The following is a 26,389-nucleotide window of genomic DNA, read 5'->3' on the forward strand; positions in this document are numbered from 1 at the left end:
AAAAAGGCCCACCAAACTGGCGGGCCTTCGAATTCTATAAAGCTATAAGAACGACCTATTCCAGACCGATCTTCGCTTTCAGCATGTCAGAGACTGCCTGTGGGTTTGCTTTACCCTTGGAGGCTTTCATCACCTGACCAACGAACCAGCCAAGCATGCCTGGCTTTTCTTTCGCCTGCTCTGCTTTGTCAGTGTTGTTTGCAAGGATTTCGTCCACGATGCCTTCAATAGCACCAAGGTCAGTCACCTGCTTCATGCCACGGTCTTCTACGATCTGAGCTGGATCACCACCCTCAGTCCAGACGATCTCGAAGAGGTCTTTCGCGATCTTACCAGAAATGGTGCCTGCTTTGATCAGGTCGATGATTTTGCCCAGCTGCTCAGAAGAAATCGGGCTGGAGGTCACATCCAGACCTTCTTTATTCAAGCGGCCAAAGGTGTCGTTGATCACCCAGTTCGCAGCCAGCTTCGCATCACGGCCCTTGGCAACTTCCTCAAAGAAGTCACAGGAGACACGCTCAGCAACAAGAATGTCAGCGTCATATGGGGTCAGACCGAAGTCTTTAATGTAACGCGCCTTCTTCTCATCCGGCAGTTCCGGAAGGTCCGCAGCCATCTCATCAACCAGTGCCTGAGTGAACTCAAGCGGCAGCAGATCTGGATCCGGGAAATAACGGTAATCATGCGCTTCTTCTTTAGAACGCATGGAACGGGTCTCACCCTTCACGCTGTCAAACAGGCGGGTTTCCTGATCGATCTCGCCACCGTCTTCCAGAATGCCGATCTGACGACGGGCTTCGTATTCAATCGCCTGACCAACAAAACGGATGGAGTTCACGTTCTTGATCTCACAACGCGTACCAAACTCACCACCCGGCTTGCGAACAGAAACGTTCACGTCCGCACGCATGGAGCCTTGATCCATGTTACCGTCACAAGTGCCAAGGTAACGCAAAATGGTGCGCAGCTTGGTCAGGTAAGCCTTAGCCTCATCAGCACAGCGAATGTCTGGCTTGGAAACGATTTCCATCAGCGCCACGCCAGAACGGTTCAGGTCAACAAATGACATGGTCGGGTGCTGGTCATGCAGGGACTTACCCGCATCCTGCTCCAGATGCAGACGCTCAACGCCCACTTCAACCTGCTCACCGCTCTTCATATCAAGGTGAATGATACCTTCGCCAACGATCGGCTGTTTAAACTGGGAGATCTGATAGCCCTGCGGCAGATCAGGGTAGAAGTAGTTCTTGCGATCAAAAACGGACTTCAGGTTGATCTCGGCCTTCAGACCCAAACCGGTCTTAATAGCCTGACGAACACATTCTTCGTTGATCACTGGCAGCATGCCCGGCATCGCCGCATCAACCAAGCTCACATTATTATTCGGATCGCTGCCAAAGCTGGTAGAAGCGCCCGAGAAAAGCTTGGCTTCAGAGGTCACCTGAGCGTGAACCTCCATGCCGATTACGATTTCCCAGTCGCCAGTTGCGCCCTTGATGAATTTCTTCGGATCCGGAGTGCGCGTATCGACAAGCAGCGTCATGCGATCAATATCCTGTGTTCGTATAAGTCTTCACGGAAGTCCGGCCACGCGATGCATAGCCACGAAGACCACCTAATTTCTCAATGGTGTTGGGTAGGCCATCAACCCCGCAATGGCAAGTGAATCTTCGGGGGTTTTTGAACCAGAGTGCCTAAATTTCGGGGAGAAGCTTGTAGAAAGTCGCGCAGAAGCATCTGGAGCTTGACCCACGCTGAACAACAATCCCTCAGCACTCACTTTGCGCGGCGACGACTTGCCCCGATTTTCATAGCAATAGCACTTACAATCAGCCCCGTCGCAAAGCGGAACGGGAACAACGCCAGCGGCCCCACTTCAGGGTTCCACGGCAATGGTATCCCGACAAGCTTGATAAGCCCTTCAAGAAACAGGCTGAGCGCAGCTGCAGCAAATCCTGCAATAAAGATCTTCCCTCGCTGATTGGCGTAGTAGCCCATATAGGCGGCGATCAATATGGCAAACGGATTCAAAAGCCCCGGCCACAGCAGGATTACAGAGATATCGTCGGTCATTAAAGTCTCATTCAGATCAATTAAGAAAGCACCTGCACAGCGCTACGTAGTTCCCCTAGCACATTATTGGAGTGACTGCGAAACAGACTTGGAGCACATCCCCGAAAAGTACGTTGCAGAGAATAATAGGGAGAGACGTCCAACACTTCCAGCAAATCTGCAACACCTGCTTGTTTTCGCAGTCCAGCAAGAAATGATACGCTTGCGACACTCAAATGGGTTGCCTATAAGGCAGCCATCAATCAATGGAGTTTTGATGCGAGCTCGACAAGAGTCCCGGTAAAGCCCTGTCGAAGATAGACAGGGCATGCACAATCCAAACAATCTCACTGACCGCATGAGCGGGCAGACGAGACAAGTGCATCTTTAAAACTCAAAGACATCCATGGATATTTCGAAAGCTGAACAGCGCATTTTGCATGTGCTGGCACAAGGCGGCTGCATTGAATTGCGCCGTGACGATGATGGCACTCTGGAAGAAATGAACTGCGTCACCCGGGACGGCTGGTATTACGCCGGTCTTTCCGAGCACATCTTCAGAAAACTGAAGTACAGACGCCTAATCTCCTCAAAAGGAGGCCACCCCTATCGCATCACCAAACTGGGCCTGACCCGCGTCCGCAGCCAGCTCGACAATCGCTGACCAACACCACCCTGCAGCACCATGCTGCGGGGTGGTTTTCAATCAAGCAAAGCTTGGGTGTCCTCTACCCAAGCTTTGCTTGATTGAAAACCGCAGCTACAATAGCCTCGGGGCAATCTTCCTGAACCAAATGACCTGCTTGAGGAACTGGAATACAATCTTCCCCGGAAATCAGACCAGCCAAAACCTCCCCCTTCTCATAGGGGATCCACTCATCACACGCCCCCCAAAGTACCGAAACCGGGCAATCCAGAGCCCCATAACTCCCCTGTACTTCATCAGTGTATTTTTGGTCCATCTGCGCAATCTGACGATAAAATGCTGGTTGCCCAACGGGTCCAATCCACGGAGCGGCATAAATCTCCAAAGCCTCCTCGGAAAGCTCGTTATGAGCAGCCGTCTGCAAATAAGCCCGTAACATCGCTTTATGCATATACTCCGGCATCCCGGCAAAGGCCTCAGCATGTTCGCGCACATGCTGCACCAACGATGATCCCCATGGAGCCAAAGCAACCGCATCAAATATCGTCAGAGAACCGTAACGCAGACCATTCAGATAATAAGCCCGCAGAGCTGTCGCACCTCCAAAGTCATGAGCCAGAACATCAGGTCGATCTAACTCCCATTCCTGAAACAGCGCAGCCAACACCTCATTTTGGATCCCGAGGGAAACATCCTGCCCTTCGCGTTTTTCAGAGTGCCCGTAACCCACCAGATCAAAGTAATAGACCCTCCTGTGATCGAAGAGATGCGGCACAATCCTGCGCCAGACCTGCGAAGAAAAAGGTGTGCCATGGATGGCAACCAGTGGCGGTCCATCCCCCATTACCCCCCAGCGAACAGCATTTCCGTTAATAACCGAGATGTTTGGAAGTTCCAGCATAGCACGACTCACATTGACATTTAGCTAAATGACTATATGAATATTTACATGGATAGAGCAATACAAATTAAAGCCATCTCCAGTGAGCCTCGTTTAATGGTCCTGCGCCTTCTGAGAGACCCACAAAAACACTTCAGCCATCAGCAATCAGCTGATCCTTCTGAGTTTGGAGTTTGCATGACTTTGATTGCAGAGGCGCTTGGCGTTGCCCAACCCACTGCCAGCAGGCATCTGGATATTTTAAAACAAGCTGGCTTTATAACTGCACAGAAGCATTTGAAATGGTCCTACTGCAAACGCAACGAACCTGAAATCAAAGAGTTTTTGCATTGGCTCAACATGGAAATCTCGCCAAACTAAATCATCTGATGCTCAAATCTCACATTTATTCAATACTGGGAAAAAACGCACAGCATCACGAGACCTCGCAGCAGCGTTCTGCGAGGTCAATTAGCACGAGCATTAGTTACAGGTCGTGTAAAAGAACCTTCGATCCCGGTCCTCGCGATATGAATAGACATGACAGGTCGTTTGATATCGCCCTCGATCCCATAATTCGACAGTCACATGGGTAGCCGGAGGGCGTCCGCCACGATGCCAAACACCACTCTCATCACGCAGAAGCAAGTACAGACCATCAGTCCCTGCCGGATTCTGGTAAGCACGCTGGATATCGCGATCAGATGATTCACTCAGCACCTGCCGAACAGTTGGCCCTGTAAAACTTGAGCGCGAGTCCAAAGTTCTATTACCTACAAGGGTATCAGGCTCATCTGCCCAATAAACGTCAGCCTGAGCACTCGGCAGACCAACACTCAACACCAGTAAACAGACACCCATAAATTTTCTGATTTTCATTGTTTTTTCCTTTCCCCGAAACTTCGGGCAAAAGGAAGACGCAGCAGCCCCCTTTCTACGCAGCTAAATCCGGCTACAGCGTAAAATGCATCTGAAGCAGTATCCCTGAAAAATCGTAGATCTACCGCAGCATCTCACGTTCACCAACAACGTAGCGAACGGGCTGCATCATCCCGACAGCCAAGTGCCAGATGTTGTGACAGTGATAGGCCCACATGCCGGGGTTGTTGGCCAGAAATTCGATGGTCACCGTCTGCTTCTTAGGCACCCAAACCGTATCCATCACTGGCGCATAATCGTCATCAGGACCACCAAGTACGCGGAATGTATGGCCGTGAAGGTGCATGGGATGAGACATGGGAGACCGATTGATCATCCGCAACTGAACCACCTCACCCTGTTTCACATCCAGATACGTTTTTTGCGGATCAGGCCCCGCATAGGGCTCAGGCCAGTAGTGATTGTTCATCATCCACTCATAGGCCTTCATATCTCCGGAAAGCAGCACATCATAAACGCGATCAACTTTTCGGCCAAACCCTGATGCCTCAAGCGACTTCAGGCTTCTGAAGTCAACCGTCACCCCGTCAAAGGAAGGCCGCTTGTCATTCACACTGGCCTTCACATCATCAGTATGAATAACCCCAAGACACTGCTTATTATCACCAAGCGCGGCAGCATGGATTGTGTAACTACCACTGTCCGGCACATCCACCAGCACATCATAGCGGGCTGATGTCGGGACAATCACATTCTGCCCCTCAACAGGCTGCATACGGTTGCCATCAACTTCAATGACTGAGACCTTCAGTCCATCAATAGAAATTCTGAAGAAGGTGCTGCCAGACGAGTTGATCAACCGCAGCCGCAAACGCGCCCCTTTTTTGGCGGTCAACGTCCACGGTTTGGAGTTGGGCTGCCCATTCAAGGTGTAACCAGCATTCACAACATCAATATCAAAGTCCTTGGAATTGGGAGGCTCATAAGCGTCTTTGATCTCGGGCCGATGCCTGCCACTTCGTAAGCCTTTGATGATCTCTCCACCTTCGGCTGGTGGAATGTCGCTAAACATCAGCACTTCATCATGATCATAGGAGTATGGATTGTCTTTAGGATCAATAATGAGAGCTCCCAGAAGACCATACTGCTCCTGTAACCCAAGATGGGAGTGGTAATAATAGCTTCCCTGTTGAACCAGCGGAAACTCGTAATATTGAGAGGTTCCCGCTTCAATGGGCAACTGCGCAATTTCGGGGACACCGTCCTGTAAAGACGGCAACAGGATTCCATGCCAGTGAATGCAGGTGGGCTGTTTCATCCGGTTATTGATGAGCACCCGGAACATATCCCCTTCCGTATATCGGATAGGAGTACCCGGCCATGTGCCACCAACAAGCATGCCTTTGAGATCGACACCATACTGAGAGTAAGGTTTCTCATCCACGTCCAGCGTAAAATCCGGCTTAGCAACACCTGCACCAAGGAGTGATTGTGCGCAAGCTGTTTCCTGCGGGACAGAAGCAGGAGGCAAAACAGGTTGAGATTGCTGTGCGCCAGCACTGCCGGAAATGAATGTAGCTGCACCTGCGGCAAGCCCGCCGCTTGCGCTGGTTTTCACAAAGTCTCGACGGCTCAGCTTCATAAGCGCACCTGCTCTTCCAGACGAAAAGAGCAGCTTAGGCAGGGAAACCCTACATTTCCCTAGCATTATCGAGAGGATTATAAGGAATAGGTTACGCGCCGATCAAACGATCAGCGCCCATGGAGCCCAGCGCAAGAGAACTGGTCAGGCCCGGGCTTTCAATACCCATGTAAGTCAACAGCCCCGGAATGCCGTGCGTTTCCTCACCCCAAATTGCGAAATCGGCCGCTTCAGCACCCGCAGGAACCAGCTTAGGACGAATACCAGAATAGTCAGCCTGCAAGCTGCCATCGGCCAGATCGGGATAATATTTACGGATCTGCGAATAAAAACATTCGCCGTGCGCTTCATTCACTTCGTAGTCGATCTCGTCGATCCACTCCACATCAGGTCCAAAGCGTGCTTGATTGCCCATATCCAGCGTGAGGTGAACACCAAGCCCACCCGGCTCTGGCACAGGATAAATCAGATGCGAGAACGGAGCATCTCCGGCAAGGCTGAAATAGTTGCCTTTCGCATAGTAAAGCTTCGGCACTTTACATGACATGTGCCCGGCCAGCTTGGAGAGCATCTTATTGGAGTGAAGACCCGCAGCAATCACAAGCTCATGACAAGTGATCGCGTAGCCATCCTTCATGACAACGGTAAAGCCATCGCCTTTGAAGTTCTTGGCAGCAAACTCTTCATGCTCGTCATCATCAAAGTGATGATCAGCCGCTTCCAGATCCTCTTCCACCAGAATGTCAGCGCCCATCAGTTCGCTTGGACGCATGCCGGTTTCGATCTCGGTGACTTCTGTCCCAACAACAACAAGCCCGCCATGCGCCTCTAATCCACCTTGCAGTGCCATCATATACGCATGACTATCCACAATGCCTGTGGAAGGAGAAAACAGAGCGCCCTTACACGCCAGATGCGGCTCAAAGCCCCGCGCCTGTGCTTCATTGAGCATCAAAAGATCATCAACACCATTGGCAGCAGCACGTGCGCGAATGCCATCCAGCATGGAAACCTGGCTTTCATCGGTCGCTACAATCAGCTTACCAACGCGCTTGTACGGCACGCTAAATTCCTCACAAAAGGAATACAGCATCTCCTTACCTTGCACGCAAGCTTTTGATTTCAAAGAATCTTTTGCGTAGTAAATTCCGGCATGGACAACTTCGGAATTACGAGCACTGATTTCGGAGCCGATGATTTCGTGCTGTTCAAGCACAATAACTTCACGTCCCCTGCGCGCTAGTTCATAAGCCGCGCTCAAGCCCACAACTCCTGCACCGATTACGATGCACTCAACGTCTGCCATGCTATTCCTGTTTGCTCTTTTATTGTTGGGAGACAGACCCATAGCACATTACGCAGCAATCTAAACAATATACCCACAGCCTTTCCCGCATTAATCCCCAAGGCAAATGTGTAGATTTTGAGGCAGTATGTCTTGAAACGGCAAAACACCCAACATCTAGTAGGCAGCTTAATATACCAGGGTTCAGCTCATTCAATTTGATCCACAGCCAGATGCATCGCGCAGATACACAAGCAAAAAGCCTGCGTCAGACGCAGACTTTTCCCATGCCCATGTAGGGTGCATGTTGATAATGTGCAACCGACACAATGCAGGTGAGATCAGAACCTACTGAGCTACGGCCAGCTCTGCCGATTTCACCAGCTGCACGCCCTTGCTCACCAACTCTGCCCGACAGTCCGTCCAGCCTTTCGGATCAATGGAAAGCACAGCATCCTCTGCCAGCTCCACCGCATATCCACGCCCCAGCGCACCAAGCGCCGTACTCTTCACACAGTAACATCCATCAAGCCCGGCAATCCTGAGCCGTCCAACACCGTGCGTCTTCAGGAAAGCCTCCAGCTCTTCACTGGCAAATGCATCCCCCACACTCTTCACAATATCTGCATCCGGCTGAAACCTGAGCCGCGCATCCAACTCAAGCCCATCAGAACCTTTCGTCCCAAGCCCCTCACCAAGCAACCCAATCAGGAAGTTGGTGTACCCGCCTTCATAAATCAGCCGTGTCGTTATCACAGGCTCTCCGCGCATCTGCGCTTCTGCTGCCAACGCATTAATCCGCGCAATCCGCTCTTCCACAAAGCCAGTTGGCCACTGCCGTGCTTTGGTATCCTTGGTAAAGTCCTCCTGTACATCCAGCACCAACAACGCAGCTTGACCCCGGTTCGCCGTATCAATCACAGCTCCCTGCGTTGGCCCCTGCAACCGCATCAAACGCTGCGCCGTGTATCCAACGCCAATCAAAAGCACCAGAACCACAAAACCAACAACACTCCACATACTCATCAATGCCTCCAAGTTACGACTGTGCCAGTGAGGAAAAACAACCAAGCAACGCCCGCTGCACTTTCAGATGCGCGCGTACCTCATCCGCACTCAGGTTCTGCAAAAGCTCTTCAAGAATAGAAAGTTCCGCCTGCCGGATCGCGGTAATCGCTTCCCGCCCTTTTGAGCTCAGCACATAATAATGCGAGCGCATATGAGCAGGGTTGTCCTGTGTCTCCACAAACCCTGCAGCCTTACACGCCGTAAGTACGCGCGCCACAAACTGCCGTTTAAGATCCAACCGCTCTGTAAGTGCTGGCGCCGTCATCGGAACACGACTGTTCAGCAAAGCCTCAAGAATGGCCCGCTCCCCAACACTCACCCCATGTTTTTGCGAGGCCACATCCACCGCATTGGTGATGTGCCGCAACAAGGGCCGCGTGATCTGTATCCCCTCATAAAGCAAATCCGCCAGCTCAGGGTCTCTCTGCATTTCTCGCTCTTCCATACCCCCACCAGACCACGCCATATCGATTCTGTCAACTGAGTTGACAAATAAGATACACTCAACGCAATGGCCCCATGCTAGATTGAGGCATTCATGTGAGTCTGGTCTTCGTTTTAAAAGTTCATTTTATGAGTACCCGCAAATCAGCAATTGTCCTCGGCGCTTATGGCTTCATCGGAGCAGCTTGCGTCAAACATCTTCAACAAGCAGGATTTCATGTCACAGGCGTCGGACGCTCCCGGTCAGCTGCCCGACAATGTTTCCCTGATCTTCAATGGAACTTTCTGGATATTGCCACCGCAACCCCAACGGATTGGCGCAAGATCTTCGAAACGGCAGACATTATCATCAACACCTCGGGCGCCTTGCAAGACTCTGCCAAAGACAATCTCAAGGCCATCCACGTACAGGCCATCGAACGCATGTGCGAGGCTTTGCAAAACACAGATAAGCTGTTCATCCAGATCTCAGCTGCTGGCGTAAAGCCTGATGCAACCACGCACTTCTTCCGCACCAAGGCAAAAGGCGATGCAATCCTCCAGAAGCAACTGGAGCATGCAATTATTCTGCGCCCTGCGCTCGTGATTGGCCCACAAGCCTATGGTGGAACAGCGCTCCTGCGAGCGGCCAGCGCCATGCCGTTCATCGGTTTCAAGGCGTTTCCCGAAAGCCAAATACAATCTATCGCGCTTGATGATGTAGCCAAGGCGGTCATACATTGCGCACTGGGCAAAGTCCCCAAAGGAACAACGGCAGACCTTGCAGAAGAAACACCGCAAACACTCTGGCAAATCACAAATTCAGTGTGAGCATGGCAAGGCTTCCCGCAATGGCGCTATGCTATCAGCGCCCCAAACTGGCTCCTGACGGCGACAAGCAAACTGGCGGATGCTCTTGGAACGCTTGGATGGCGTTCCCCCCTGCGCTCCACATCCATCGAAACCCTGCAAAACGGCATCACCGCTGATACGGCCACATGGCAAAAGGTGGGCGGCTTTTCTTGCAAGTCACTGAATGAGACACTGAGCAGCCTGTCAGGTTCCACTCAGGAACGCTGGTTTGCAAGGCTGTATCTTTTATTACCCCTCACCATCGCCTGCCTTTCTCTCTTCTGGCTCGCCTCCGGCATTATTGGAGCAATCCAGTTTAGTGACGCACAGGAAGTTCTGACCGAACGCGGCATGGATCAAACACTCAGCTTACTCTTTGTATTTGCAGGCAGCATCACCGATATCACGCTTGGCAGCCTCATCCTCTTTAGAAGATACACCCGCCTCGCCTGCCTTGGCATGATCGCGGTGACACTTGGCTACCTAGGTGCCGGCACGTTGTGGGCGACGGATCTCTGGGCAGATCCCCTTGGCCCATATGTCAAAACAATCCCGGCCATGATCCTTGCCCTCTTTCCCATTCTGCTGCTGGAGGAGAGATGACCTACGAGTTTCTCAAGTTCCTGCACATCATCGGTGCCTGCGTTCTCATCGGCACAGGCGCAGGCATAGCTTTCTTCATGGTGATCGCTTCCAGAACTCTGGATGCAGCTGCAATCGCCCACACTGCCGGAACGGTTGTCATTGCAGACACCCTCTTCACTGCCACCGCAGTGATCATTCAACCCATCACCGGATACCTGCTGGCAAGAGACGTTGGCTGGTCTTTGACCGAAGGTTGGATCGTGCTCTCACTCGCACTCTACATGCTTATTGGCGTATTCTGGCTCCCAGTCGTCTGGATACAGATCCAACTCAGAAACCTCGCCACAACAGCAGTTGAAGCAGGCACGCCATTACCACCCCGCTATCACACCCTCTACCGCATCTGGTTCGCCTGCGGCTTCCCCGCTTTCATTGCGATACTTGGGATTGTATGGCTGATGATTGTGAGGCCACCTCTCCAACTCTAAGTAAAAGACAGAACGAAAGCTAAGTAAACTCATTCACTTTGCATGCGACGAAATAAAGTTGAACCGCTTAAAATTTGAAGGTGCCGCTTGCTCCGACATAAACACGTCCAAATCAGCTTTACGATTATACCAGTATTTCAGAAGAATTTTATCACTATGAAACTGATGCATGAAATTCCCATAGAGCTCAAACTCAGAAAAACCCGTCAAGCAATCGTCATGAACACAATTCAGAATCCCTTTATGCCAAGGCAATCCTGTTCTCTTTTCAATTATTCTATGCAACTCCAGCATCCTCTCTCGTTCAAATCCCATACAATGCGATACAAACGAGTATGGATGCGTCTCATTTCCCCCTATGAGGGTCGGCACAGGCTTTAAAAAATTCGCATTGCGCTCATCAGAGGAATAGAAAATCGACCTTTCCTGGGCATCCCAAAACGTCACGGCTCGCACAGGACGGGTATCACTATCAAATGTGATTACACGCTCATCCTGAATGAAGTAAGGGAAACTTAGCTTAATAAACTGTTGGCGATACCAACCATTTAAACGCTTACGAGCAGCCTGAAACTTCAACACATCTTCCGATAAAATATCAGTTTCAACGATGTGCTTAGCCCCAATTTTATGGCAAAATTGCGCGATATCTTCGCTTGGCGGAGTCACAACATAAATTCGCTCAATCTCATGATTAACTAGAGCCATGGCAGAAGGGATCGACCGTGCAGCACGATCAAGATCCTTGGGTGCCAGAGGAAACAGAAGGGACACAGGCTTACGGCTAGGAGTAACCGGCTCCCGCGGCAGCCATGCAAGAAGATATCTAAACAAATGACTTCTTAGTCTTCTGTTGATTTTATTAAAATCTAAAATCATTTTGAATTTACCATTTCAAAGAAATTCTCTTAATGGACATATAAAAATAATAATTACGAAGGGGCAATGCAAACTGCACTGAATATCTTTAGAGCAGCTCCAAAAGCCCCGGATCTCTCCGAGGCCTTCGTCATTTTTAGCAGCAGCGCTGAGGCTTACTTGCTCCACCAGTTGGCGGAAGGTTCAAAGCGACCGGCAGCCTGTTCGATGACTTCACCAACCTGGAACAGAGTGCCTTCATCGAATGGCTTACCGATCAGCTGCAGGCCCAGTGGCAGGCCGTCTTTGTTGAGGCCAGCTGGGATGGACATGCCCGGAACACCAGCCATGTTGGCTGTCACAGTAAACACATCATTCATGTACATGGTCACTGGATCGGTGATCTCGCCCGGAGCAAACGCTGCATCTGGCGTGGTCGGTGTCAGGATTGCATCCACACCGTCTGCCCATGCATTGTCAAAGTCCTGCTTGATCAGGGTACGAACCTTCTGCGCTTTCAGGTAGTACGCGTCGTAGTAACCTGCAGACAGAACGTAGGTGCCGATCATCACGCGGCGCTTCACTTCATCACCGAAGCCAGCTGCGCGGGTGTTCTCATACATCTCTACAATGTCGTTGCCCGGCACACGCAGGCCATAGCGAACACCATCATAACGAGCCAGGTTGGAAGACGCTTCCGCTGGAGCCACGATATAATAAGCAGGCAAAGCGTATTTGGTGTTTGGCAGAGAAATCTCGACGATCTCAGCGCCAGCTTCCTTCAGCCATGCAATGCCCTGCTGCCAGAGCGCTTCAATCTCCTCTGGAATACCATCCATGTGGTACTCTTTAGGAATACCGATCTTCATGCCCTTGATGGACTTGCCGATGAAATCTTCATAGTTCGGCACAGGCGCATCAACAGAAGTGGTGTCTTTCGCATCAACAGAAGCCATGGACTTCAGCAGGATCGCGTTATCACGCACGGTACGGCCAATTGGACCAGCCTGATCCAATGAGGATGCAAACGCAACCATACCCCAGCGAGAACAACGGCCATAAGTTGGCTTGATGCCAACAGTACCGGTCAACGCTGCAGGCTGACGAATGGAACCACCGGTATCAGAAGCTGTTGCAGCAGCACAAAGATGTGCAGCAACGGCAGAAGCGGAACCACCAGAAGACCCACCAGGAACCAGTGCAGTCTCAGTGCCATTGCGGCGCCAAGGGTTCACAACATTGCCGTAAAAGGAAGTCTCGTTGGAAGAGCCCATCGCGAACTCATCCATGTTCAGCTTACCCAGCATCACAGCGCCGTCGTCAAACAGGTTCTGCGTAACAGTGGACTCATACTCTGGCTTAAAGCCATCGAGAATATGAGAACACGCCTGAGTGTGAACACCTTTGGTTGCGTAAAGGTCTTTAATGCCGAGAGGAATACCTTCCAGCGGACGCGCCTCGCCAGCAGCGATTTTTGCGTCAGACGCTTTGGCCTGTTCACGGGCAATATCACCAGTCACAGCAATATAAGCGTTAAGCGCTTCGTTGCCGGACTCGATAGCACCGAGGTAGCTCTCAGTCAGTTCAGTTGCGGTAAAGTCGCGGGCAGCAAGCTTGTCGCGCGCCTCAGCGATCGTCAGTTTGGTAAGATCAGTCACAGTCATTATCCTCGTGAAATCGGGCGCTTATTCAACAACTTTAGGCACGGTGAAGAAGTTGTCTTCATGCACCGGCGCGTTGGAAACAACCTTGTCCGCATAACCGCCGTCTGTCTGGCCATCACTGCGCTTCTTCATAGTGGTTTCAACCACTGAGGTCATTGGCTCAACGCCGTCAACATTCACTTCGTTCAGCTGCTCAACAAAACCAAGGATCGTGTTCAGCTCACCAGTCATTTTCTCCGCCTGCGCGTCATCAACCTTGATGCGCGCCAGTCCGGCAACACGTTTTACGGTGTTCAGATCAACCGACATGTTTCACTCCGAAATTACGGGGGCAAAGAACTGCCCGCCTCGAATTCATCGCAAAGAGCTATAAACACAAAAAAACAGCAGAACAATCACTGCCCTGCTGTTCATCCCTCATATTCTCAATATTACGGAACTGATTAGTACCGATTATTGAGAAGCATATGCAGGTGATCTCCCGCGAATGCCCGATACCACCAGCCACAACGCCAGACCTAGCAACAGCGGAAGCGCAGAAAGTGAAAGCCCTGCCCAGCCAACAGTGCTGAACAAAACACCCGTTGAAAGCGCACAGATCGCAGACACCAAGGCCACGACTGAATCGTTGGCCCCCTGGGCAAGCGGCGCATCTTCAGGCGCAACAACCTCAACCAATCGAGACGTCGCGCCGATGAACCCAAAGTTCCAGCCAACTCCCAGCAGGATCAAAGCCACGTAGAAGGCCCAGATCTCAACACTGGGCGCCCCAATCAGCCCTGCAGCCGCAAGTATCAACAAACCCAGCACCATGACTGAAGTCGTACCAATCCGGCGAATTATGTAACCGGTGACAAAGCTCGGGCCAAACATGGCAACCAGATGCCAACGGATCACATCACTGGATTGTCCAACTGAGAACCCACAATACTCCATGGCCAGCGGCGTAGGTGACATCTGCATGGTCATGAAACCAAAGGAGAGCCCGGCACAGGCCGTTGCACTCCAAACAGCTGGTCGGCGCAGCACCTTCAAGGAGGCAATAAGTCCTTTCGCTTGTTGATCTTTCTTCAAGGCAGGCGGCAGGTCTAAACCCAGCACAGGCAGCGCACCCACAACAGCAACACCCGCCAAGGCAAGATAACTGCCCACAAAAGGAATAACACCGCCAAAATCCTTCACCACACCAACAAGACTTGGGCCGAGAAGAGCCGAGAGCAGCCCCATAGACATACTCAGCGATATGGCCATGGGCTTCCATCTTTCACTGGCGCTGTCAGACGCTGCAAACCGCATGAAGGCATAGGCCGCCGTGGCAATGCCCAAAAGAACATGCCCAATGAGCAACACGACAAACTGATTGGAATAAAGCGCATAAACGCAGAACAACGAACCAATGATACTCAGAACCACCCCCAGCAAGATGCCTTTCTGCCGACCATAGCGCCCCATAAACAGCGAGATAGGTGTAGCAAACAGAAAGTTGCCAAACATCTGCAAGGCAAGCGGCACAGTCGCCATAGTGGGATGGGGCGCCAGATACGACCCTGCCAGTGCGCTGATCGCAATCAGGATTGGCATCTGCATAGAAAGGATTGCTGTTGCAACTAAAATGAGCGGAAAGTTACGTGCCCTGTAAGCTACTCCCGGCTCCGCCACCTCTGAAAGTCCCATAGTAATTCCTCGAAGAAACTTTGACCTCCTTCAAATTACCGCTTACAACATTTGGCAGTTAGGACATTAAAGCTTCAAATCATGCCAAATACGCAAATTGAGCAATATCGTCATATCGATGCACTCGTGTATCACGGGATCAATCTTCTGGATCTGGCAGGCCCTATGCAGGCGTTCTGGACGGCTGACAGCTATCATCCCAAGTATAAACTCAGGATTCTCTCTGTTGATGGTCAACCCATAGAAACCCAGCCCGGGATCAAAATCGCCGTTGATGGGAAGATATCCGACTGGAACCCCAAAGCAGATCTTCTGATCCCCGGAGGGCGCGTCGATAAAGAGCTGCGCAGCAGTGCTCTTCACTCGCTTCTTCAAAAGGCCGCAGCAAGAACAAACGGCGAGCGCATCATCTCCATCTGCTCTGGTGCACTTATTCTCGCAGACGCTGGCATCCTAGATGGCAAACCAGCCAGCACCCATTGGAGCCGCGCTTCCACCGCTCAAACAGACTTCCCGGATGTGAACTGGCAGCTCAACCAGCTCTTCGTCAATTCAGGCAATATCTACACGTCCGCAGGCGTCACAGCAGGTATCGATCTGACTTTGCACCTCATAGAGCAAGACCTGGGCTCAGCCATCTCATTAAAGACGGCACAAGAGCTGGTGGTCTACTTGCGCCGCAACGGGGGGCAAGCGCAGTTCTCATCTGCCCTTTCCTTGCAAGCAGCAGGTCAATCTAACATTGCCAAACTCTCAGAAATCATCCTTTCAGAGCCAGAAGCTGATTGGACCATCGAGAACATGGCAAAGTCCGCAGGCGTCTCCACTCGCACCCTGCACCGCCGCCTGAAAAAAGACGTTGGCGCGACCCCAGCCCAGTTCGTAGAACACTTGCGGCTGGATCTTGCCAGAACAGCTCTCCTCAAACGCAGTTCTATCAAGCAAGCAGCCAATCTCTCCGGCTTTGGCCACATCCAAAACCTGCGCCGCGCCTTCCAACGCAACTTCGGCATCACACCCTCTGAATACATGGAGAGGTTTTCCTGATGCCCGAGCCGACCACTCCACGAGGCCGCCCACAAAACAGGGAGCTTACCCGCCAGATCCTGACCACAACGCTCAATGCGCTTGCAGCGGGCGGATATCATGGAACCTCAACGCAGCAAATTGCAGATGCGGCAGGCACATCCAAACAAGCGCTGTACCGCCGCTGGAAGAATAAAGCCGCTTTGGCACTCGAAGCCCTCCGCTACGGGTTCCGACAAGTGCCCCCCAGCTACCCCGGTATGTCCTCCTTTCACAATGATCTTCTGGAAGCCACCTCAGGCATCCTCAACGCCCTACACGACACTCCATTGGGCACTGCATGGCTCTCCCTGCTCTCAGAGCCTTCGTTAGCGGAGGAACTTTCCCTCATTGAAGGCGAACAGCGCACGCACTTCAGACAGATTTTCGTCTACTGGAATACCACTGCAACCATGGAGACAAGCATCGACCAACTGCTCGGCTTTGTGTTTTTCACCAGCCTCGTTCGCAGGAGAAAACCGGCGCTACGGGAAATTACCGAGTTAATTCAGAACATTACAAGCCGATCATAAAAAATCAAAGCCGCTCTCCTCTTGGTGAAGACACTTGATTGGCACTTGTACACCCTCCTGGGGCAAGAAGATTGGGCCTCGCAAGAACGGGCAATTTCCGCAGGCCGAGGTTGTCGAACAAACAAAGCATTCTTCCTGACCAGGTTTTGTTTGTCCGGCGAAATTCATTGTTTCATTGAGGGTAATATAATGAAAATCAAATCTATCGCTGTTGCAGCGGCTATTGCAGGTGCTGCCCTGTCCGCAAGCACATTCGGCGCATTCGCTGATGAGATCTCGACCTACACCTCTGGTGGTTATGCGATTGGTGGCACCGATCCTGTTGCATACTTCACACAAAACAAGCCTGTTCAGGGTAAAGCTGAATTCACCGCACAGTACGACGGCGTAACCTGGAAATTCTCCAGCGCTGAAAACCGTGACAAGTTCGTTGCAGAACCAGCAAAGTTTGCTCCGCAGTACGGTGGCTGGTGTGCAGTTGGTGCTTCCTTCGGCAGCAAGCTTGAAACCAAGCCTGAGCTTTGGGACATCGTTGACGGTAAGCTCTACCTCAATGCCCACGATGGTGCAGTAAAGCGCATGCAGTCCCGCACAATCGAAACAATCACCAATGCAGACACAAACTGGGTTGATATCCGCGACGTGCCAGCAGACAAACTCTAAGTTTCCTTCAGTGCATATGCCGCAATAGGCGATGCCTAGCGCCTATTCCGACATCTCCCCAAATCTCATGGTGGCATATGCATTGAGCCCTAGAGAAAGCCGCAGATTTCTGCGGCTTTCTTTCGTTTATGGACCCATTCTCTTAAAGCAAACACCAACAAGACTAACGCTGCATCTACAATGAGTTACGCATCTTCAAATGCACTTTGCAGCGAGTAAACCTTCCCCTCACAACCAGTTCTCAAAACGGTGATGAAGCGTTATTGGCCTTCAGATAGGTATTCACGCATAGTGTTTTCAGAACATAGATAAAAACCAGTGGTTCCCCATAATCAACTGGTAAACGAAACAAGCCAGACTTGGCTTCAAAGATCAGTCCGAAGGAGTTGCCCATGCCGATCAAATCTTCAGTTCTTGCAGTTGGACTAGCACTGTCAGCACTTGTAACTGTTCCGATGACGGCAATGGCCGATGACGTAACCAACTTCGTTGAAGAAGGCTACGCAATCAAAGGAACTGATCCGGTCGCTTACTTCACACAAGGCAAGCCAGTTCCAGGCAAAAAAGAGTATTCCACGCAGTATCAGGATGTAACGTGGCTTTTCTCTTCTGCTGAAAACCTCGACAAGTTCAAAAAGGATCCAACCAAGTACGCGCCTCAGTATGGCGGTTGGTGTGCAACTGGCGTGAGCTTCGGAGTAAAAATTCCGATCCAGCCAGAGCAATGGAAGATCGTTGATGGCAAACTTTACCTGAACGCCCATGCAGGTGCCCAGCGTCACTTCCTGAAAGACCCGAACGCTTCCATCGCCCGGGCAAATGAAAACTGGCCAACGATCATACACACGCCAGAAGCAGACCTTTAAGCGAACCCCACACCCAAGCTCCCTTGAAGGCCATTCCAGTCACGCGTGCCCCCAACATAAGCGTGACCCCGCGGTGAAAGCAATAAAACGCGGAATGTGTCCCTCTCAAACTCAAAAGGCCTCAGTTCATGCTGAGGCCTTTTTTTGTATCCGGTAATCCAAGATGTCTGATCAGGATGCCGCAACACTGTGGTTGACTGTCACCGTCTCCCCCGGCTTAAGCTTTGCCACCCGAAATGCATCATCCTCCATACATTCGGTAAACTGATCAGCACTTTGGTCCAAAATCGGGAAGGTACCGTAGTGACACGGAATAATGGTCTGGAACTCAAAGAACCGCTGACACGCCATCGAAGCAGTGCGAGCCCCCATAGTGAACCGATCACCAATCGGCACAATTCCAATCTGAGGCCGATAGATTTCGTTGATCAGCTCCATATCAGAGAAGATATCCGTATCACCCATATGTAACAGTGTTGGCTCATCCTCAGCCATCACCACAACACCCGCCGGGTTGCCCAAATACACATCCGCGACACTGCCTTCACTATCAAATGAACATGCAGAACTGTGCACGGCATTGGTCAGCGCCACACCAAACGCCCCCATGTTTACGCAGCCGCCATGGTTCATAGGATTGATCTTCTCAATACCTTTATCCTGCGCCCACATGCAGATTTCCCAATTCGCCGTCAGCGTCGCACCGGTCGCCTTCAAAATATCGATGGTATCACCCACATGATCATCATGACCGTGGGTCAGCAGAACATGATCAACACCTTCGCTCACTTGCTCCACGCTCATCTCTGCCGGAAAACTCGGGTTGCCAGATAAAAACGGATCAATCAGAAGCGTTGCCCCTGGAATGTAAACCTTGAAAGCAGAATGGCCCAGAAACTGTAAATCCATACTACCAATCCCCCAATGCGGAGCGCCGAAACAAGGCACATCCGTGATAACTAAAATATTATCTAGACTAGTAGGGATTTGGTTACACAACCCTTAAATGTAACTGGGCACAGGCAAAACTCCGGTAATGCCCTAGGAGATCTTCCAGTCAATCTCTGCAATACCGCGTTCTTTCAGATAGGCATTGGTTTTGGAAAATGGAGCCGACCCAATAAAGCCACGCCGTGCCGACAACGGCGATGGATGGGCACTCATCAAAACCAGATGTTTGCTCTCATCAATCAGATCCAGCTTCTTCTGAGCATGTGCGCCCCACAGGATAAACACCAGATGCTCCCGTGCCTCGGACAAGCCCTTGATCGCAGCATCCGTAAACGGCGCCCACCCTTTCTTGGCATGAGATCCAGCCTTGGCTTCTTCCACACTCAAAGATGTATTGAGCAGCAAGACACCCTGCTCCGCCCAATGCGTCAAACAGCCATGAGCTGAAGGCGGATAACCAAGGTCACTCTCTAACTCCTTGTAGATATTGCGAAGCGACGGCGGTAGTTTCACGCCTTTACGAACTGAGAAGGAAAGTCCATGTGCCTGCCCTTCCCCGTGGTAGGGATCCTGCCCAAGAATGACGACACGCACCTCACTCAGAGCAGCTGCATTAAAGGCAGCGTAGCAGTCAGCTGTCGGAGGATAAATGGACTTACCTTCCGCTTCCTCAGCATCCAGAAAGGCCTGGAGTTTCTGAAAGTAGGGTTTATCCATTTCAGGAGCCAGAATGCCCTGCCATCCCTCTTCAAACTGCACTTGCATCACGCCTATATCCACCTGCTCAATCGTCTTGCACCCTAACCTTTATCAGAACAGCCATCGCACAGTTCAGCAGGAAACAGCATGTCCCCGAGAAAAATATAGATTACCTGCTTGGCGTTGCTCTCAAGCCGTGCTAACCCGCCGCCATGGCAAATGATCCCTCACTTTCTCTCGAAGATTTCTGCGACGCGCTTTATGATGACGACCGCCTGATCGGTATCGATCTTGGCAGCAAGACCATTGGTCTGGCGCTAACTGATTCAGGTCGGCAGATTGCATCTCCGCTGGAGACCATCAAGCGCAAGAAGTTCACGCAGGATGTCGAACGTCTGCTGGATCTTTGTAAGGAACACAGTGTCTTTGGCCTCGTGATCGGCCTGCCGCTCAACATGGATGGCACCGAGGGTCCGCGCTGTCAGGCGACCCGCGCATTTGTGCGCAACCTTGCCCAGAAAACGGAAATCCCAATCACCTACTGGGACGAGCGTCTCTCCACCGCTGCAGTCACACGCACACTTATCGAAGCAGACCGTTCCCGCGCCCGCCGAGCTGAGCTGGTCGACAAGATGGCTGCCTCCTACATCCTGCAGGGCTTCCTGGACCGCATCAACTATGGCGGCACCTCTCTCTTTGAGGACGAGTAGGTCCAGCTCTCAAGCAACAACACTTGAGAAAATTTAAGGCGCCCTGCGCTTTACCACTCTGCTTTTTTCAGGCTACGTGAATAGACGGATACGCGCCTCAATGCGCTGTTTGTCCATCCACTTGCAAAGACACATCCTTGTCTGTGCAACAGCCTGAAAAGCATAAGCATGTTCTCTGCCCTGTCAGCCATCATTTCTGTCTTGCTCCTCACAGCCACAGGATGGTTCCTCCGTCACCGCAATCTCATCCCAAGAGAGCGCTGGAGCGGTATGGAAGATCTGGCCTATTGGGTATTGTTCCCTGCGATCATCCTGATCAACGTGGGCACCTCAGATTTCTCGGCAATGCCTGTCATGGAAATCACCCTATCCGTACTGGGAACCTTCTCGCTTCTGGCCATTCTGTGCCTCGTCCTGCAACCCTTTCTAAAACAGAAGTTTGCAATCGAAGGTCCGCGCTTCACTTCCATTTTTCAAGGTGTTGTGCGTTGGAATGGTTTTGTCGCCATGGCAATCGCAGCCAATAGTTTTGGAGAGGAAGGAGTGGCGCTGGTGGCGGTCATCATGGCAATCATGATCCCGGCAGCAAACCTGCTCTGCGTGATTGTGCTATCGATCTATGCAGGAGGGTCCGTCCCGTCACCAAAGACGCTTGCAAAAGAGCTGATAAAGAACCCCTTCATCATCAGCGTTGCAGCAGGTGGCCTCATCAACGCCTCCGGTGGCTATATTCCGGAAGTTATTGCAAACTATTTGACATTTTTGGGAAGTGCAGCTCTACCAATTGCAGTTCTATGCGTCGGCGCAGCTTTGGACTTAGGAGCGTTGCGACGCCCGGGCCCAGCGCTTACATCAGCTCTGCTGTTGCGCAACGTACTTGCACCAGGCATTGCCTTGAGTTTTGCGCTCGCTCTTGGGCTTGACGAAATCTCGGCAACCATCGTCACACTGGTGTTTTCTGTTCCGGCAGCAGGGGCAAGTTTTGTTCTGGCGAGGAAAATGGGCGGCGACGCCAAGTTGATGGCCGAAATTCTGACCCTTCAGACAGTCGCCGCCGCAATCACTATTCCGACGTGGTTATTGGTCGTGGCCTACTTGATCGGGTAAAGCCACTCAAGGATCCCCTTGGCGTCATAGCGTGCATCCAGCATGCCGTAGCTTGAACGCCACTGACCTGCCATACGGGTCTCAATAAACGCATTGGCAATCGCTGGAGGAGCAACTTCTTTCAGCGCAGCAGCTGCAGCTGTGATCGCCAGCTGTTCAGTCAGCAACCGGGCACCACCCTCATCTTCCAGACACGTCCGTGCTGCAGCCTGCAACACTTCAACAGACACCTTGCCGGCAGGACCAAGATCAGCTTCCAGCATGCCAAGCACATTCATGAAGCTGTCTGGAGTACGGTGCATAGCCCGCAGCAAATCCAGCGCCATGATGTTGCCTGAGCCTTCCCAGATGCTGTTGACTGGGGCTTCACGGTAGATACGAGCCATGTCGTGATCTTCCACGTACCCGTTGCCACCCAGACACTCCATCGCCTCAGCCGCAACGTTCTCTGCACTCTTGCAGATCCAGTATTTTGCAGCAGGTGTGATGATCCGCAGGAAGTCAGCGGCCTGGCTGTCTTCACCTTCCAAATCCATGCAATGCGACAGTTTCAGCGCCAGTGCCTCACTTGCAGCCATATCAAGAGACATATCCGCAAGAACCCGCTGCATCAGTGGCTTCTCAATAAGACGAGCCCCAAATGCACTGCGGTTGGAGGTGTGATGAACCGCTCTGGAAATCGCAGCCCGCATCAGGGCAGAAGACCCAATACAACAGTCCACACGGGTAGGTGTCACCATTTTCAAAATGGTCTTGATGCCCTTACCTACTTCCCCGACAAGGAAACCAACAGCGTTGTTAAACTCAACCTCGGAAGAGGCATTGGACTTGTTACCCAGCTTGTTTTTCAGGCGCTGGAAGTCCAGTCCATTCACTTCGCCAGATTCCAAAATACGCGGCACAAGGAAACAGGTTGGCCCCTCTTCCAGCTTCGCCAGCACAAGGAACGCATCACACATCGGCGCAGAGAAGAACCACTTATGTCCATTGATCACATAAGTGTCGTCAGAAACCTTTTCAGCGCGAGTGATGATCTGACGCAAGTCGGACCCACCCTGCTTCTCCGTCATGCCCATGCCAAGGCTCGCACCCATCTTCTGGCTGGCAGGGCGGAAACGTTGATCATATTTGCGGCTCAGGATGCGCTCATTCCACACCTTGGCAAGTTCAGGGGCCTGAGTAAGGGCCATGGCAGACGCGTTGGTCATGGTCACCGGGCAAAGGTGCCCACCTTCCACCTGGCTCATCACGAAATACTTGCGCGCACGATTATAAAACGCACGCTCACCACCCGGCTCCATGGACTCAACAGACGCACTGTGCAGGCCAGCTTCAAAAGAGCGGCGCATCAGCGCATGATAGGACGGGTGAAATTCGACAACATCCAGACGGCGACCATACGGATCGTGTGTTTTCAGCACCGGTTCGTTAACATTTGCCAGTCTCCCCAGATCCAGTGCATCTGCGGCTCCACACTGCTCACCAAACTTGATAAGCTCCTCCCGTGCAGAATCGTTGGAGCCCGTGCCACCCAGATCAGCAAGGAGAATTGGATCACTCTCGGCAAGGTTATACCCACAATATGGCGGGGCCTGATTAATTACCCCTGTCGTCATAGTGGCTTGTGAAACTTTATCCATTTTTCCTCCCGCGAGTTGCCCCAGCGATTTTGATAGGTTAGCGCGCACGTTGCAACTGCGATTTGCACAATAAAAACTATACATCTGTTGAGCTCTTTACGAACTCGGTGTTTCTGCCTATAGAAGGGTCTTCGATGAGCAAGAAAACCACACATCGATCCTCAGCGTTCCCGCATCGCCATCTCCTCGGTATCGAGGGATTGCAGCCTCCCCACATTAATTACCTTTTGGACCTTGCCGACGAAGCCGTCGAAGTCTCCAGACAGGTAGAAAAGCAGAAAGCTGTTCTGCGTGGGCGAACGCAAATCAACCTCTTCTTTGAGGCTTCCACCCGCACCCAATCTTCCTTTGAGCTTGCAGGCAAGCGCCTGGGCGCGGATGTTATGAACATGTCGGTCTCCACCTCTTCGGTGAAAAAGGGTGAAACCCTGATCGACACCGCAGCAACCCTGAACGCCATGCGCCCTGATTTGCTGGTTGTTCGCCACCACGCCGCTGGAGCAGTCCACCTGCTGGCCCGCAAAGTCGGCTGCGCGGTCGTCAACGCCGGCGACGGCCCTCACGAGCACCCAACTCAGGCTCTGCTGGATGCCTTGACCATCCGCCGCCACAAAGGAACCCTCGGCGGCCTGACAGTAGCCATCTGCGGCGACATCCGCCACTCCCGCGTCGCACGCTCCAACATCATCCTTCTCTCCAACATGGGAGCCCGCGTGCGTGTCATAGCTCCCTCTACACTACTGCCCTCTGGTATTCATAGTATGGGCGTCGAAGTATTCACAGACATGCGCGAAGGACTAAAAGGCTGCGACATCGTCATGATGCTGCGTTTGCAACGCGAACGTATGAGCGGTGCCTTTGTACCATCTGTTCGTGAGTATTTCCGATACCACGGCCTGGACTCCGAAAAACTCTCCTACGCCAAACCTGATGCTCTGGTCATGCACCCCGGCCCTATGAACCGTGGTGTTGAGATTTCAGCAGAAGTCGCAGATGGTCCGCAAAGTCTGATCCGCGAGCAAGTGGAGATGGGCGTTGCCATACGCATGGCAGTGCTTGAAGCTCTTGCTCAAAACCTTCCTGACAACAACTAGAGGACACGCGCATGTACAAGAATGTAAACCCGCTGGTCCTGACAAACGCTCGCATCATCGACCCAGCAAACAATGTTGATGAAGCAGGTGCAGTGATTGTGCAGGACGGCACCATCCTCGCCGCCGGCGCAGAAGCTCTCAATCAGGGCGCTCCCGATGGCGCAAAGACCGTTGATTGCCACGGTGCCGTCGTTGCGCCCGGCCTCATCGACATGGGTGTCAGCGTGGGCGAACCCGGTGCAGAACACCGCGAAACGCTGGAGAGCGCCAGCCGTGCAGCAGCCGTTGGCGGTGTAACCACCATCCTCACCAGCCCCAACACGGACCCGGTGATTGATGATCCTGCACTGGTGGACTTCATGCTCCGCCGCGCCCGCGACACAGCGATCGTCAACGTGCACCCGATGGCCGCCCTCACCAAGGGCCTGGCTGGCAAGGACATGAGCGAGATTGGCCTGCTCAAGGAAGCCGGCGCCATCGCCTTTTCCAATGACAGACTGCCAATCACCAACTCCTCCGTTCTGGTCCGTCTGCTGACCTACGCTCGCGACTTCGACGCACTGGTGGTTCATCAGGCACAGGATAAGGATCTGGCAGGCTCCGGCGTCATGAATGCAGGTCTGCGGGCCTCATGGCTGGGTCTGGGCGGTATCCCACGCGAAGCCGAGTTCGTCGCAATCGAACGCGACATGCGCCTCGTTGCCATGGCAAAAGGCAAGTATCACGCACGCCTGATCTCCTGCCCACAAAGCGCTGAAGCCATCCAGAAAGCGAAGAACGACGGCCTCAATGTCACCGCAGGCATCTCCATCAATCATCTCACGCTCAACGAAAACGACATCGGCCCCTACCGGACCTTCCATAAGATGTCGCCACCGCTGCGCACGGAAGATGATCGTCAGGCCATGGTGAAAGCACTGGCAGATGGCACAATCGACATCATTATGTCCGATCACAACCCACAAGATGTGGAAACTAAGCGTCACCCCTTTGCAGAAGCCGAATATGGTGCTTTAGGGCTTGAAACAATGCTTGGAGCTGGAATGCGCCTCGTTCTGAATGAGGACATCTCACTTTCCAAACTGCTTGCAACAATGACCTGCAATCCAGCGGACCGTCTTGGTCTTCCTGCTGGCCGCCTCTCAAAAGGTGCTCCAGCAGACCTGATCGTGTTCGACCCGCAAAAACCATGGATCGTAGAAAAAGATAAAATCCGTTCGCGCTCAAAGAATACCCCTTTTGAGGACGAAACTTTGACAGGTCGGGTTTTGACAACCATCGTTGCAGGCGGCATCCTAGATCACGACGCAATTTAACGTGTAGCTCTGAACCAGCCCACGAGGCTTTGGCACAATGCACGCGATACGATAAAGTTTTAAAGCAGTATGCTCATCCGCGAGGACAGGCATACTGCTTTAATATTCAACTACTGGAGAACACCCGTGCCTGATCCAATCAGCTGGTCCCTTGATTTACCCTACTATCTGGCTGCATTGGCCTTTGGCTACCTGTTAGGCTCCATTCCGTTTGGCCTGCTCTTTACAAAAATGGCAGGTCACGGCGATATCCGAAACATCGGATCCGGCAACATTGGCACCACCAACGTCCTGCGCACTGGCAGCAAGAAACTCGCAGCCTTCACTCTGCTGTGTGACGCGCTCAAAGGCACTGCTGCTGTCGTACTTGTGTCTCTTTACATGGGCGGTGAAGCAGCATTAATCGCAGGTCTCGGCGCGTTCCTTGGTCACCTTTTCCCGGTCTGGCTCAAGTTCAAAGGCGGCAAAGGCGTTGCTACTTACATCGGCATCCTGCTCGGCATCTTCTGGCCAGTAGGCGTCATCTTCATCGCCATCTGGATTGCGACGGCCTACATCACCAAGTTCTCATCACTGTCAGCACTGGTCGCAAGTCTTGTCACTCCCTTTATTCTGCTGGCTTTCGATCAGTGGCAAATTGCGCAAATGATGGGATTACTCAGCATATTGCTATGGGCAAAACATCACGAGAACATTGCCCGCCTGCTAAAAGGCAAGGAAAGCAAGATCGGTTCCAAGGGATGATGTAA

At 52.2% G+C, this 26,389-nt stretch carries 29 protein-coding genes; 14 read left to right on the top strand and 15 right to left on the bottom strand.

Going from position 1 to position 26,389, the window contains the following annotated elements; genetic code table 11:
* Positions 1-55: 55 nt before the first annotated feature.
* Both gatB and PsAD26_RS19660 read right to left on the bottom strand, forming a co-directional pair.
* Positions 56-1,543, bottom strand: coding sequence for an Asp-tRNA(Asn)/Glu-tRNA(Gln) amidotransferase subunit GatB (gene gatB, locus PsAD26_RS19655; protein WP_063300673.1), 1,488 nt, complete (start codon positions 1,541-1,543; stop codon positions 56-58).
* 233 nt (positions 1,544-1,776) lie between these two features.
* Positions 1,777-2,073, bottom strand: coding sequence for a hypothetical protein (locus PsAD26_RS19660; RefSeq protein ID WP_057463341.1), 297 nt, complete (start codon positions 2,071-2,073; stop codon positions 1,777-1,779).
* A 385-nt stretch (positions 2,074-2,458) separates the two neighbouring features.
* Here PsAD26_RS19660 and PsAD26_RS19665 point away from each other — a divergent pair, with 385 nt between their 5' ends.
* Complete coding sequence (locus tag PsAD26_RS19665; protein ID WP_063311803.1) at positions 2,459-2,716, top strand: YjhX family toxin; 258 nt, start codon at positions 2,459-2,461, stop codon at positions 2,714-2,716.
* A gap of 64 nt (positions 2,717-2,780) precedes the next feature.
* Here PsAD26_RS19665 and PsAD26_RS19670 read toward each other — a convergent pair whose 3' ends face one another.
* Positions 2,781-3,599 (bottom strand): alpha/beta hydrolase, encoded by an 819-nt coding sequence (locus PsAD26_RS19670; RefSeq protein WP_063311804.1) that lies wholly within the window; start codon positions 3,597-3,599, stop codon positions 2,781-2,783.
* Positions 3,600-3,776: 177 nt separating this feature from the next.
* On the opposite strand from PsAD26_RS19670, the gene PsAD26_RS30410 reads away from it, so the two are divergent.
* Positions 3,777-3,959 (top strand): ArsR family transcriptional regulator, encoded by a 183-nt coding sequence (locus PsAD26_RS30410; RefSeq protein ID WP_342585919.1) that lies wholly within the window; start codon positions 3,777-3,779, stop codon positions 3,957-3,959.
* Positions 3,960-4,061: 102 nt separating this feature from the next.
* On the opposite strand, the gene PsAD26_RS29445 is transcribed toward PsAD26_RS30410, so the two are convergent.
* The 5 genes from PsAD26_RS29445 to PsAD26_RS19695 all read right to left on the bottom strand — a co-directional run bounded on the left by PsAD26_RS29445 (position 4,062) and on the right by PsAD26_RS19695 (position 8,897).
* Positions 4,062-4,457 (bottom strand): hypothetical protein, encoded by a 396-nt coding sequence (locus PsAD26_RS29445; protein ID WP_153041541.1) that lies wholly within the window; start codon positions 4,455-4,457, stop codon positions 4,062-4,064.
* A 121-nt stretch (positions 4,458-4,578) separates the two neighbouring features.
* Positions 4,579-6,099 (bottom strand): multicopper oxidase family protein, encoded by a 1,521-nt coding sequence (locus PsAD26_RS19680; RefSeq protein ID WP_063311806.1) that lies wholly within the window; start codon positions 6,097-6,099, stop codon positions 4,579-4,581.
* A 91-nt stretch (positions 6,100-6,190) separates the two neighbouring features.
* Entirely contained in the window at positions 6,191-7,405 is a 1,215-nt protein-coding gene (locus PsAD26_RS19685; RefSeq protein WP_063311807.1) for an NAD(P)/FAD-dependent oxidoreductase, read from the bottom strand.
* A 327-nt stretch (positions 7,406-7,732) separates the two neighbouring features.
* Entirely contained in the window at positions 7,733-8,410 is a 678-nt protein-coding gene (locus tag PsAD26_RS19690) for an isochorismatase family cysteine hydrolase (RefSeq protein ID WP_063311808.1), read from the bottom strand.
* Positions 8,411-8,423: 13 nt separating this feature from the next.
* On the bottom strand, positions 8,424-8,897 hold the full coding sequence (locus PsAD26_RS19695) for a MarR family winged helix-turn-helix transcriptional regulator (RefSeq protein WP_193758319.1): 474 nt from the start codon (positions 8,895-8,897) through the stop codon (positions 8,424-8,426).
* Positions 8,898-9,025: 128 nt separating this feature from the next.
* Here PsAD26_RS19695 and PsAD26_RS30040 point away from each other — a divergent pair, with 128 nt between their 5' ends.
* From PsAD26_RS30040 to PsAD26_RS19705, 3 genes are all read left to right on the top strand, one after another.
* Positions 9,026-9,706, top strand: coding sequence for an NAD-dependent epimerase/dehydratase family protein (locus PsAD26_RS30040; protein WP_208985779.1), 681 nt, complete (start codon positions 9,026-9,028; stop codon positions 9,704-9,706).
* Between the two features lie 177 nt (positions 9,707-9,883).
* Positions 9,884-10,330 (top strand): DoxX-like family protein, encoded by a 447-nt coding sequence (locus PsAD26_RS30045; protein WP_208985780.1) that lies wholly within the window; start codon positions 9,884-9,886, stop codon positions 10,328-10,330.
* A complete protein-coding gene (locus PsAD26_RS19705; RefSeq protein ID WP_063311810.1) occupies positions 10,327-10,800 on the top strand; it encodes a DUF2269 domain-containing protein in 474 nt (157 codons plus the stop codon). Before PsAD26_RS30045 ends, PsAD26_RS19705 begins: the two co-directional genes overlap by 4 nt.
* A 33-nt stretch (positions 10,801-10,833) precedes the next feature.
* Here PsAD26_RS19705 and PsAD26_RS19710 read toward each other — a convergent pair whose 3' ends face one another.
* The 4 genes from PsAD26_RS19710 to PsAD26_RS19725 form a co-directional block, all read right to left on the bottom strand.
* A complete protein-coding gene (locus PsAD26_RS19710) occupies positions 10,834-11,679 on the bottom strand; it encodes a DUF6492 family protein (RefSeq protein ID WP_063311811.1) in 846 nt (281 codons plus the stop codon).
* Between the two features lie 155 nt (positions 11,680-11,834).
* Positions 11,835-13,316: an Asp-tRNA(Asn)/Glu-tRNA(Gln) amidotransferase subunit GatA gene (gene gatA, locus PsAD26_RS19715; protein ID WP_093523490.1), complete on the bottom strand. Its 1,482-nt coding sequence runs from the start codon at positions 13,314-13,316 to the stop codon at positions 11,835-11,837.
* A gap of 27 nt (positions 13,317-13,343) precedes the next feature.
* The gene (gene gatC, locus PsAD26_RS19720; protein WP_063300663.1) at positions 13,344-13,631 is read right to left on the bottom strand and encodes an Asp-tRNA(Asn)/Glu-tRNA(Gln) amidotransferase subunit GatC; all 288 of its coding nucleotides are present in this window, start codon (positions 13,629-13,631) and stop codon (positions 13,344-13,346) included.
* A gap of 144 nt (positions 13,632-13,775) precedes the next feature.
* On the bottom strand, positions 13,776-14,996 hold the full coding sequence (locus PsAD26_RS19725; protein ID WP_063311813.1) for an MFS transporter: 1,221 nt from the start codon (positions 14,994-14,996) through the stop codon (positions 13,776-13,778).
* Positions 14,997-15,077: 81 nt separating this feature from the next.
* On the opposite strand from PsAD26_RS19725, the gene PsAD26_RS19730 reads away from it, so the two are divergent.
* The 4 genes from PsAD26_RS19730 to PsAD26_RS19745 all read left to right on the top strand — a co-directional run bounded on the left by PsAD26_RS19730 (position 15,078) and on the right by PsAD26_RS19745 (position 18,123).
* Entirely contained in the window at positions 15,078-16,043 is a 966-nt protein-coding gene (locus PsAD26_RS19730; RefSeq protein WP_063311814.1) for a helix-turn-helix domain-containing protein, read from the top strand.
* Positions 16,043-16,594, top strand: a complete 552-nt coding sequence (locus PsAD26_RS19735) for a helix-turn-helix domain-containing protein (RefSeq protein WP_063311815.1) — start codon at positions 16,043-16,045, stop codon at positions 16,592-16,594. Before PsAD26_RS19730 ends, PsAD26_RS19735 begins: the two co-directional genes overlap by 1 nt.
* Positions 16,595-16,783: 189 nt before the next feature.
* Positions 16,784-17,257, top strand: coding sequence for a YHS domain-containing (seleno)protein (locus tag PsAD26_RS19740; protein WP_063311816.1), 474 nt, complete (start codon positions 16,784-16,786; stop codon positions 17,255-17,257).
* A gap of 392 nt (positions 17,258-17,649) precedes the next feature.
* Entirely contained in the window at positions 17,650-18,123 is a 474-nt protein-coding gene (locus PsAD26_RS19745) for a YHS domain-containing (seleno)protein (protein WP_057463358.1), read from the top strand.
* A gap of 171 nt (positions 18,124-18,294) precedes the next feature.
* On the opposite strand, the gene PsAD26_RS19750 is transcribed toward PsAD26_RS19745, so the two are convergent.
* On the bottom strand, positions 18,295-19,032 hold the full coding sequence (locus PsAD26_RS19750; protein ID WP_063311817.1) for a metal-dependent hydrolase: 738 nt from the start codon (positions 19,030-19,032) through the stop codon (positions 18,295-18,297).
* A 132-nt stretch (positions 19,033-19,164) separates the two neighbouring features.
* Positions 19,165-19,839 (bottom strand): uracil-DNA glycosylase, encoded by a 675-nt coding sequence (gene ung / locus PsAD26_RS19755; protein ID WP_063311818.1) that lies wholly within the window; start codon positions 19,837-19,839, stop codon positions 19,165-19,167.
* A 146-nt stretch (positions 19,840-19,985) separates the two neighbouring features.
* Here ung and ruvX point away from each other — a divergent pair, with 146 nt between their 5' ends.
* Together ruvX and PsAD26_RS19765 are read left to right on the top strand one after the other, a co-directional pair.
* A complete protein-coding gene (ruvX, locus tag PsAD26_RS19760; RefSeq protein ID WP_063289427.1) occupies positions 19,986-20,483 on the top strand; it encodes a Holliday junction resolvase RuvX in 498 nt (165 codons plus the stop codon).
* Positions 20,484-20,651: 168 nt separating this feature from the next.
* Complete coding sequence (locus PsAD26_RS19765) at positions 20,652-21,590, top strand: AEC family transporter (RefSeq protein ID WP_063311819.1); 939 nt, start codon at positions 20,652-20,654, stop codon at positions 21,588-21,590.
* On the opposite strand, the gene PsAD26_RS19770 is transcribed toward PsAD26_RS19765, so the two are convergent.
* Entirely contained in the window at positions 21,575-23,230 is a 1,656-nt protein-coding gene (locus tag PsAD26_RS19770; RefSeq protein ID WP_082596874.1) for an acyl-CoA dehydrogenase family protein, read from the bottom strand. The genes PsAD26_RS19765 and PsAD26_RS19770 overlap by 16 nt on opposite strands.
* 134 nt (positions 23,231-23,364) lie before the next feature.
* Here PsAD26_RS19770 and PsAD26_RS19775 point away from each other — a divergent pair, with 134 nt between their 5' ends.
* The 3 genes from PsAD26_RS19775 (at position 23,365) to plsY (ending at position 26,384) form a co-directional block, all read left to right on the top strand.
* A complete protein-coding gene (locus tag PsAD26_RS19775; RefSeq protein WP_082596876.1) occupies positions 23,365-24,324 on the top strand; it encodes an aspartate carbamoyltransferase catalytic subunit in 960 nt (319 codons plus the stop codon).
* Between the two features lie 11 nt (positions 24,325-24,335).
* Entirely contained in the window at positions 24,336-25,640 is a 1,305-nt protein-coding gene (locus tag PsAD26_RS19780; RefSeq protein ID WP_063291713.1) for a dihydroorotase, read from the top strand.
* 126 nt (positions 25,641-25,766) lie between these two features.
* The gene (plsY, locus tag PsAD26_RS19785; RefSeq protein WP_063311820.1) at positions 25,767-26,384 is read left to right on the top strand and encodes a glycerol-3-phosphate 1-O-acyltransferase PlsY; all 618 of its coding nucleotides are present in this window, start codon (positions 25,767-25,769) and stop codon (positions 26,382-26,384) included.
* Positions 26,385-26,389: the final 5 nt, after the last annotated feature.

The organism is Pseudovibrio sp. Ad26 (assembly GCF_001623285.1).
GTDB classification, from domain to species: Bacteria; Pseudomonadota; Alphaproteobacteria; order Rhizobiales; family Stappiaceae; genus Pseudovibrio; species Pseudovibrio ascidiaceicola.

Coding starts and splice junctions, on each gene's coding strand:
- PsAD26_RS19730 (WP_063311814.1), top strand. CDS start 15,078: ATGCCAAATACGCAAATTGAGCAATATCGTCATATCGATGCACTCGTG.
- PsAD26_RS19765 (WP_063311819.1), top strand. CDS start 20,652: ATGTTCTCTGCCCTGTCAGCCATCATTTCTGTCTTGCTCCTCACAGCC.
- PsAD26_RS19735 (WP_063311815.1), top strand. CDS start 16,043: ATGCCCGAGCCGACCACTCCACGAGGCCGCCCACAAAACAGGGAGCTT.
- PsAD26_RS30410 (WP_342585919.1), top strand. CDS start 3,777: ATGACTTTGATTGCAGAGGCGCTTGGCGTTGCCCAACCCACTGCCAGC.
- PsAD26_RS19705 (WP_063311810.1), top strand. CDS start 10,327: ATGACCTACGAGTTTCTCAAGTTCCTGCACATCATCGGTGCCTGCGTT.
- PsAD26_RS19670 (WP_063311804.1), bottom strand. CDS start 3,599: ATGCTGGAACTTCCAAACATCTCGGTTATTAACGGAAATGCTGTTCGC.
- PsAD26_RS19680 (WP_063311806.1), bottom strand. CDS start 6,099: ATGAAGCTGAGCCGTCGAGACTTTGTGAAAACCAGCGCAAGCGGCGGG.
- PsAD26_RS30040 (WP_208985779.1), top strand. CDS start 9,026: ATGAGTACCCGCAAATCAGCAATTGTCCTCGGCGCTTATGGCTTCATC.
- PsAD26_RS19710 (WP_063311811.1), bottom strand. CDS start 11,679: ATGATTTTAGATTTTAATAAAATCAACAGAAGACTAAGAAGTCATTTG.
- PsAD26_RS19660 (WP_057463341.1), bottom strand. CDS start 2,073: ATGACCGACGATATCTCTGTAATCCTGCTGTGGCCGGGGCTTTTGAAT.
- PsAD26_RS19770 (WP_082596874.1), bottom strand. CDS start 23,230: ATGGATAAAGTTTCACAAGCCACTATGACGACAGGGGTAATTAATCAG.
- PsAD26_RS19745 (WP_057463358.1), top strand. CDS start 17,650: ATGCCGATCAAATCTTCAGTTCTTGCAGTTGGACTAGCACTGTCAGCA.
- PsAD26_RS19725 (WP_063311813.1), bottom strand. CDS start 14,996: ATGGGACTTTCAGAGGTGGCGGAGCCGGGAGTAGCTTACAGGGCACGT.
- PsAD26_RS19775 (WP_082596876.1), top strand. CDS start 23,365: ATGAGCAAGAAAACCACACATCGATCCTCAGCGTTCCCGCATCGCCAT.
- ruvX (WP_063289427.1), top strand. CDS start 19,986: ATGGCAAATGATCCCTCACTTTCTCTCGAAGATTTCTGCGACGCGCTT.
- PsAD26_RS19690 (WP_063311808.1), bottom strand. CDS start 8,410: ATGAGTATGTGGAGTGTTGTTGGTTTTGTGGTTCTGGTGCTTTTGATT.
- PsAD26_RS19695 (WP_193758319.1), bottom strand. CDS start 8,897: ATGGAAGAGCGAGAAATGCAGAGAGACCCTGAGCTGGCGGATTTGCTT.
- gatC (WP_063300663.1), bottom strand. CDS start 13,631: ATGTCGGTTGATCTGAACACCGTAAAACGTGTTGCCGGACTGGCGCGC.
- PsAD26_RS19780 (WP_063291713.1), top strand. CDS start 24,336: ATGTACAAGAATGTAAACCCGCTGGTCCTGACAAACGCTCGCATCATC.
- PsAD26_RS19685 (WP_063311807.1), bottom strand. CDS start 7,405: ATGGCAGACGTTGAGTGCATCGTAATCGGTGCAGGAGTTGTGGGCTTG.
- PsAD26_RS19750 (WP_063311817.1), bottom strand. CDS start 19,032: ATGGATTTACAGTTTCTGGGCCATTCTGCTTTCAAGGTTTACATTCCA.
- PsAD26_RS29445 (WP_153041541.1), bottom strand. CDS start 4,457: ATGAAAATCAGAAAATTTATGGGTGTCTGTTTACTGGTGTTGAGTGTT.
- ung (WP_063311818.1), bottom strand. CDS start 19,839: ATGCAAGTGCAGTTTGAAGAGGGATGGCAGGGCATTCTGGCTCCTGAA.
- PsAD26_RS19740 (WP_063311816.1), top strand. CDS start 16,784: ATGAAAATCAAATCTATCGCTGTTGCAGCGGCTATTGCAGGTGCTGCC.
- PsAD26_RS19665 (WP_063311803.1), top strand. CDS start 2,459: ATGGATATTTCGAAAGCTGAACAGCGCATTTTGCATGTGCTGGCACAA.
- gatB (WP_063300673.1), bottom strand. CDS start 1,543: ATGACGCTGCTTGTCGATACGCGCACTCCGGATCCGAAGAAATTCATC.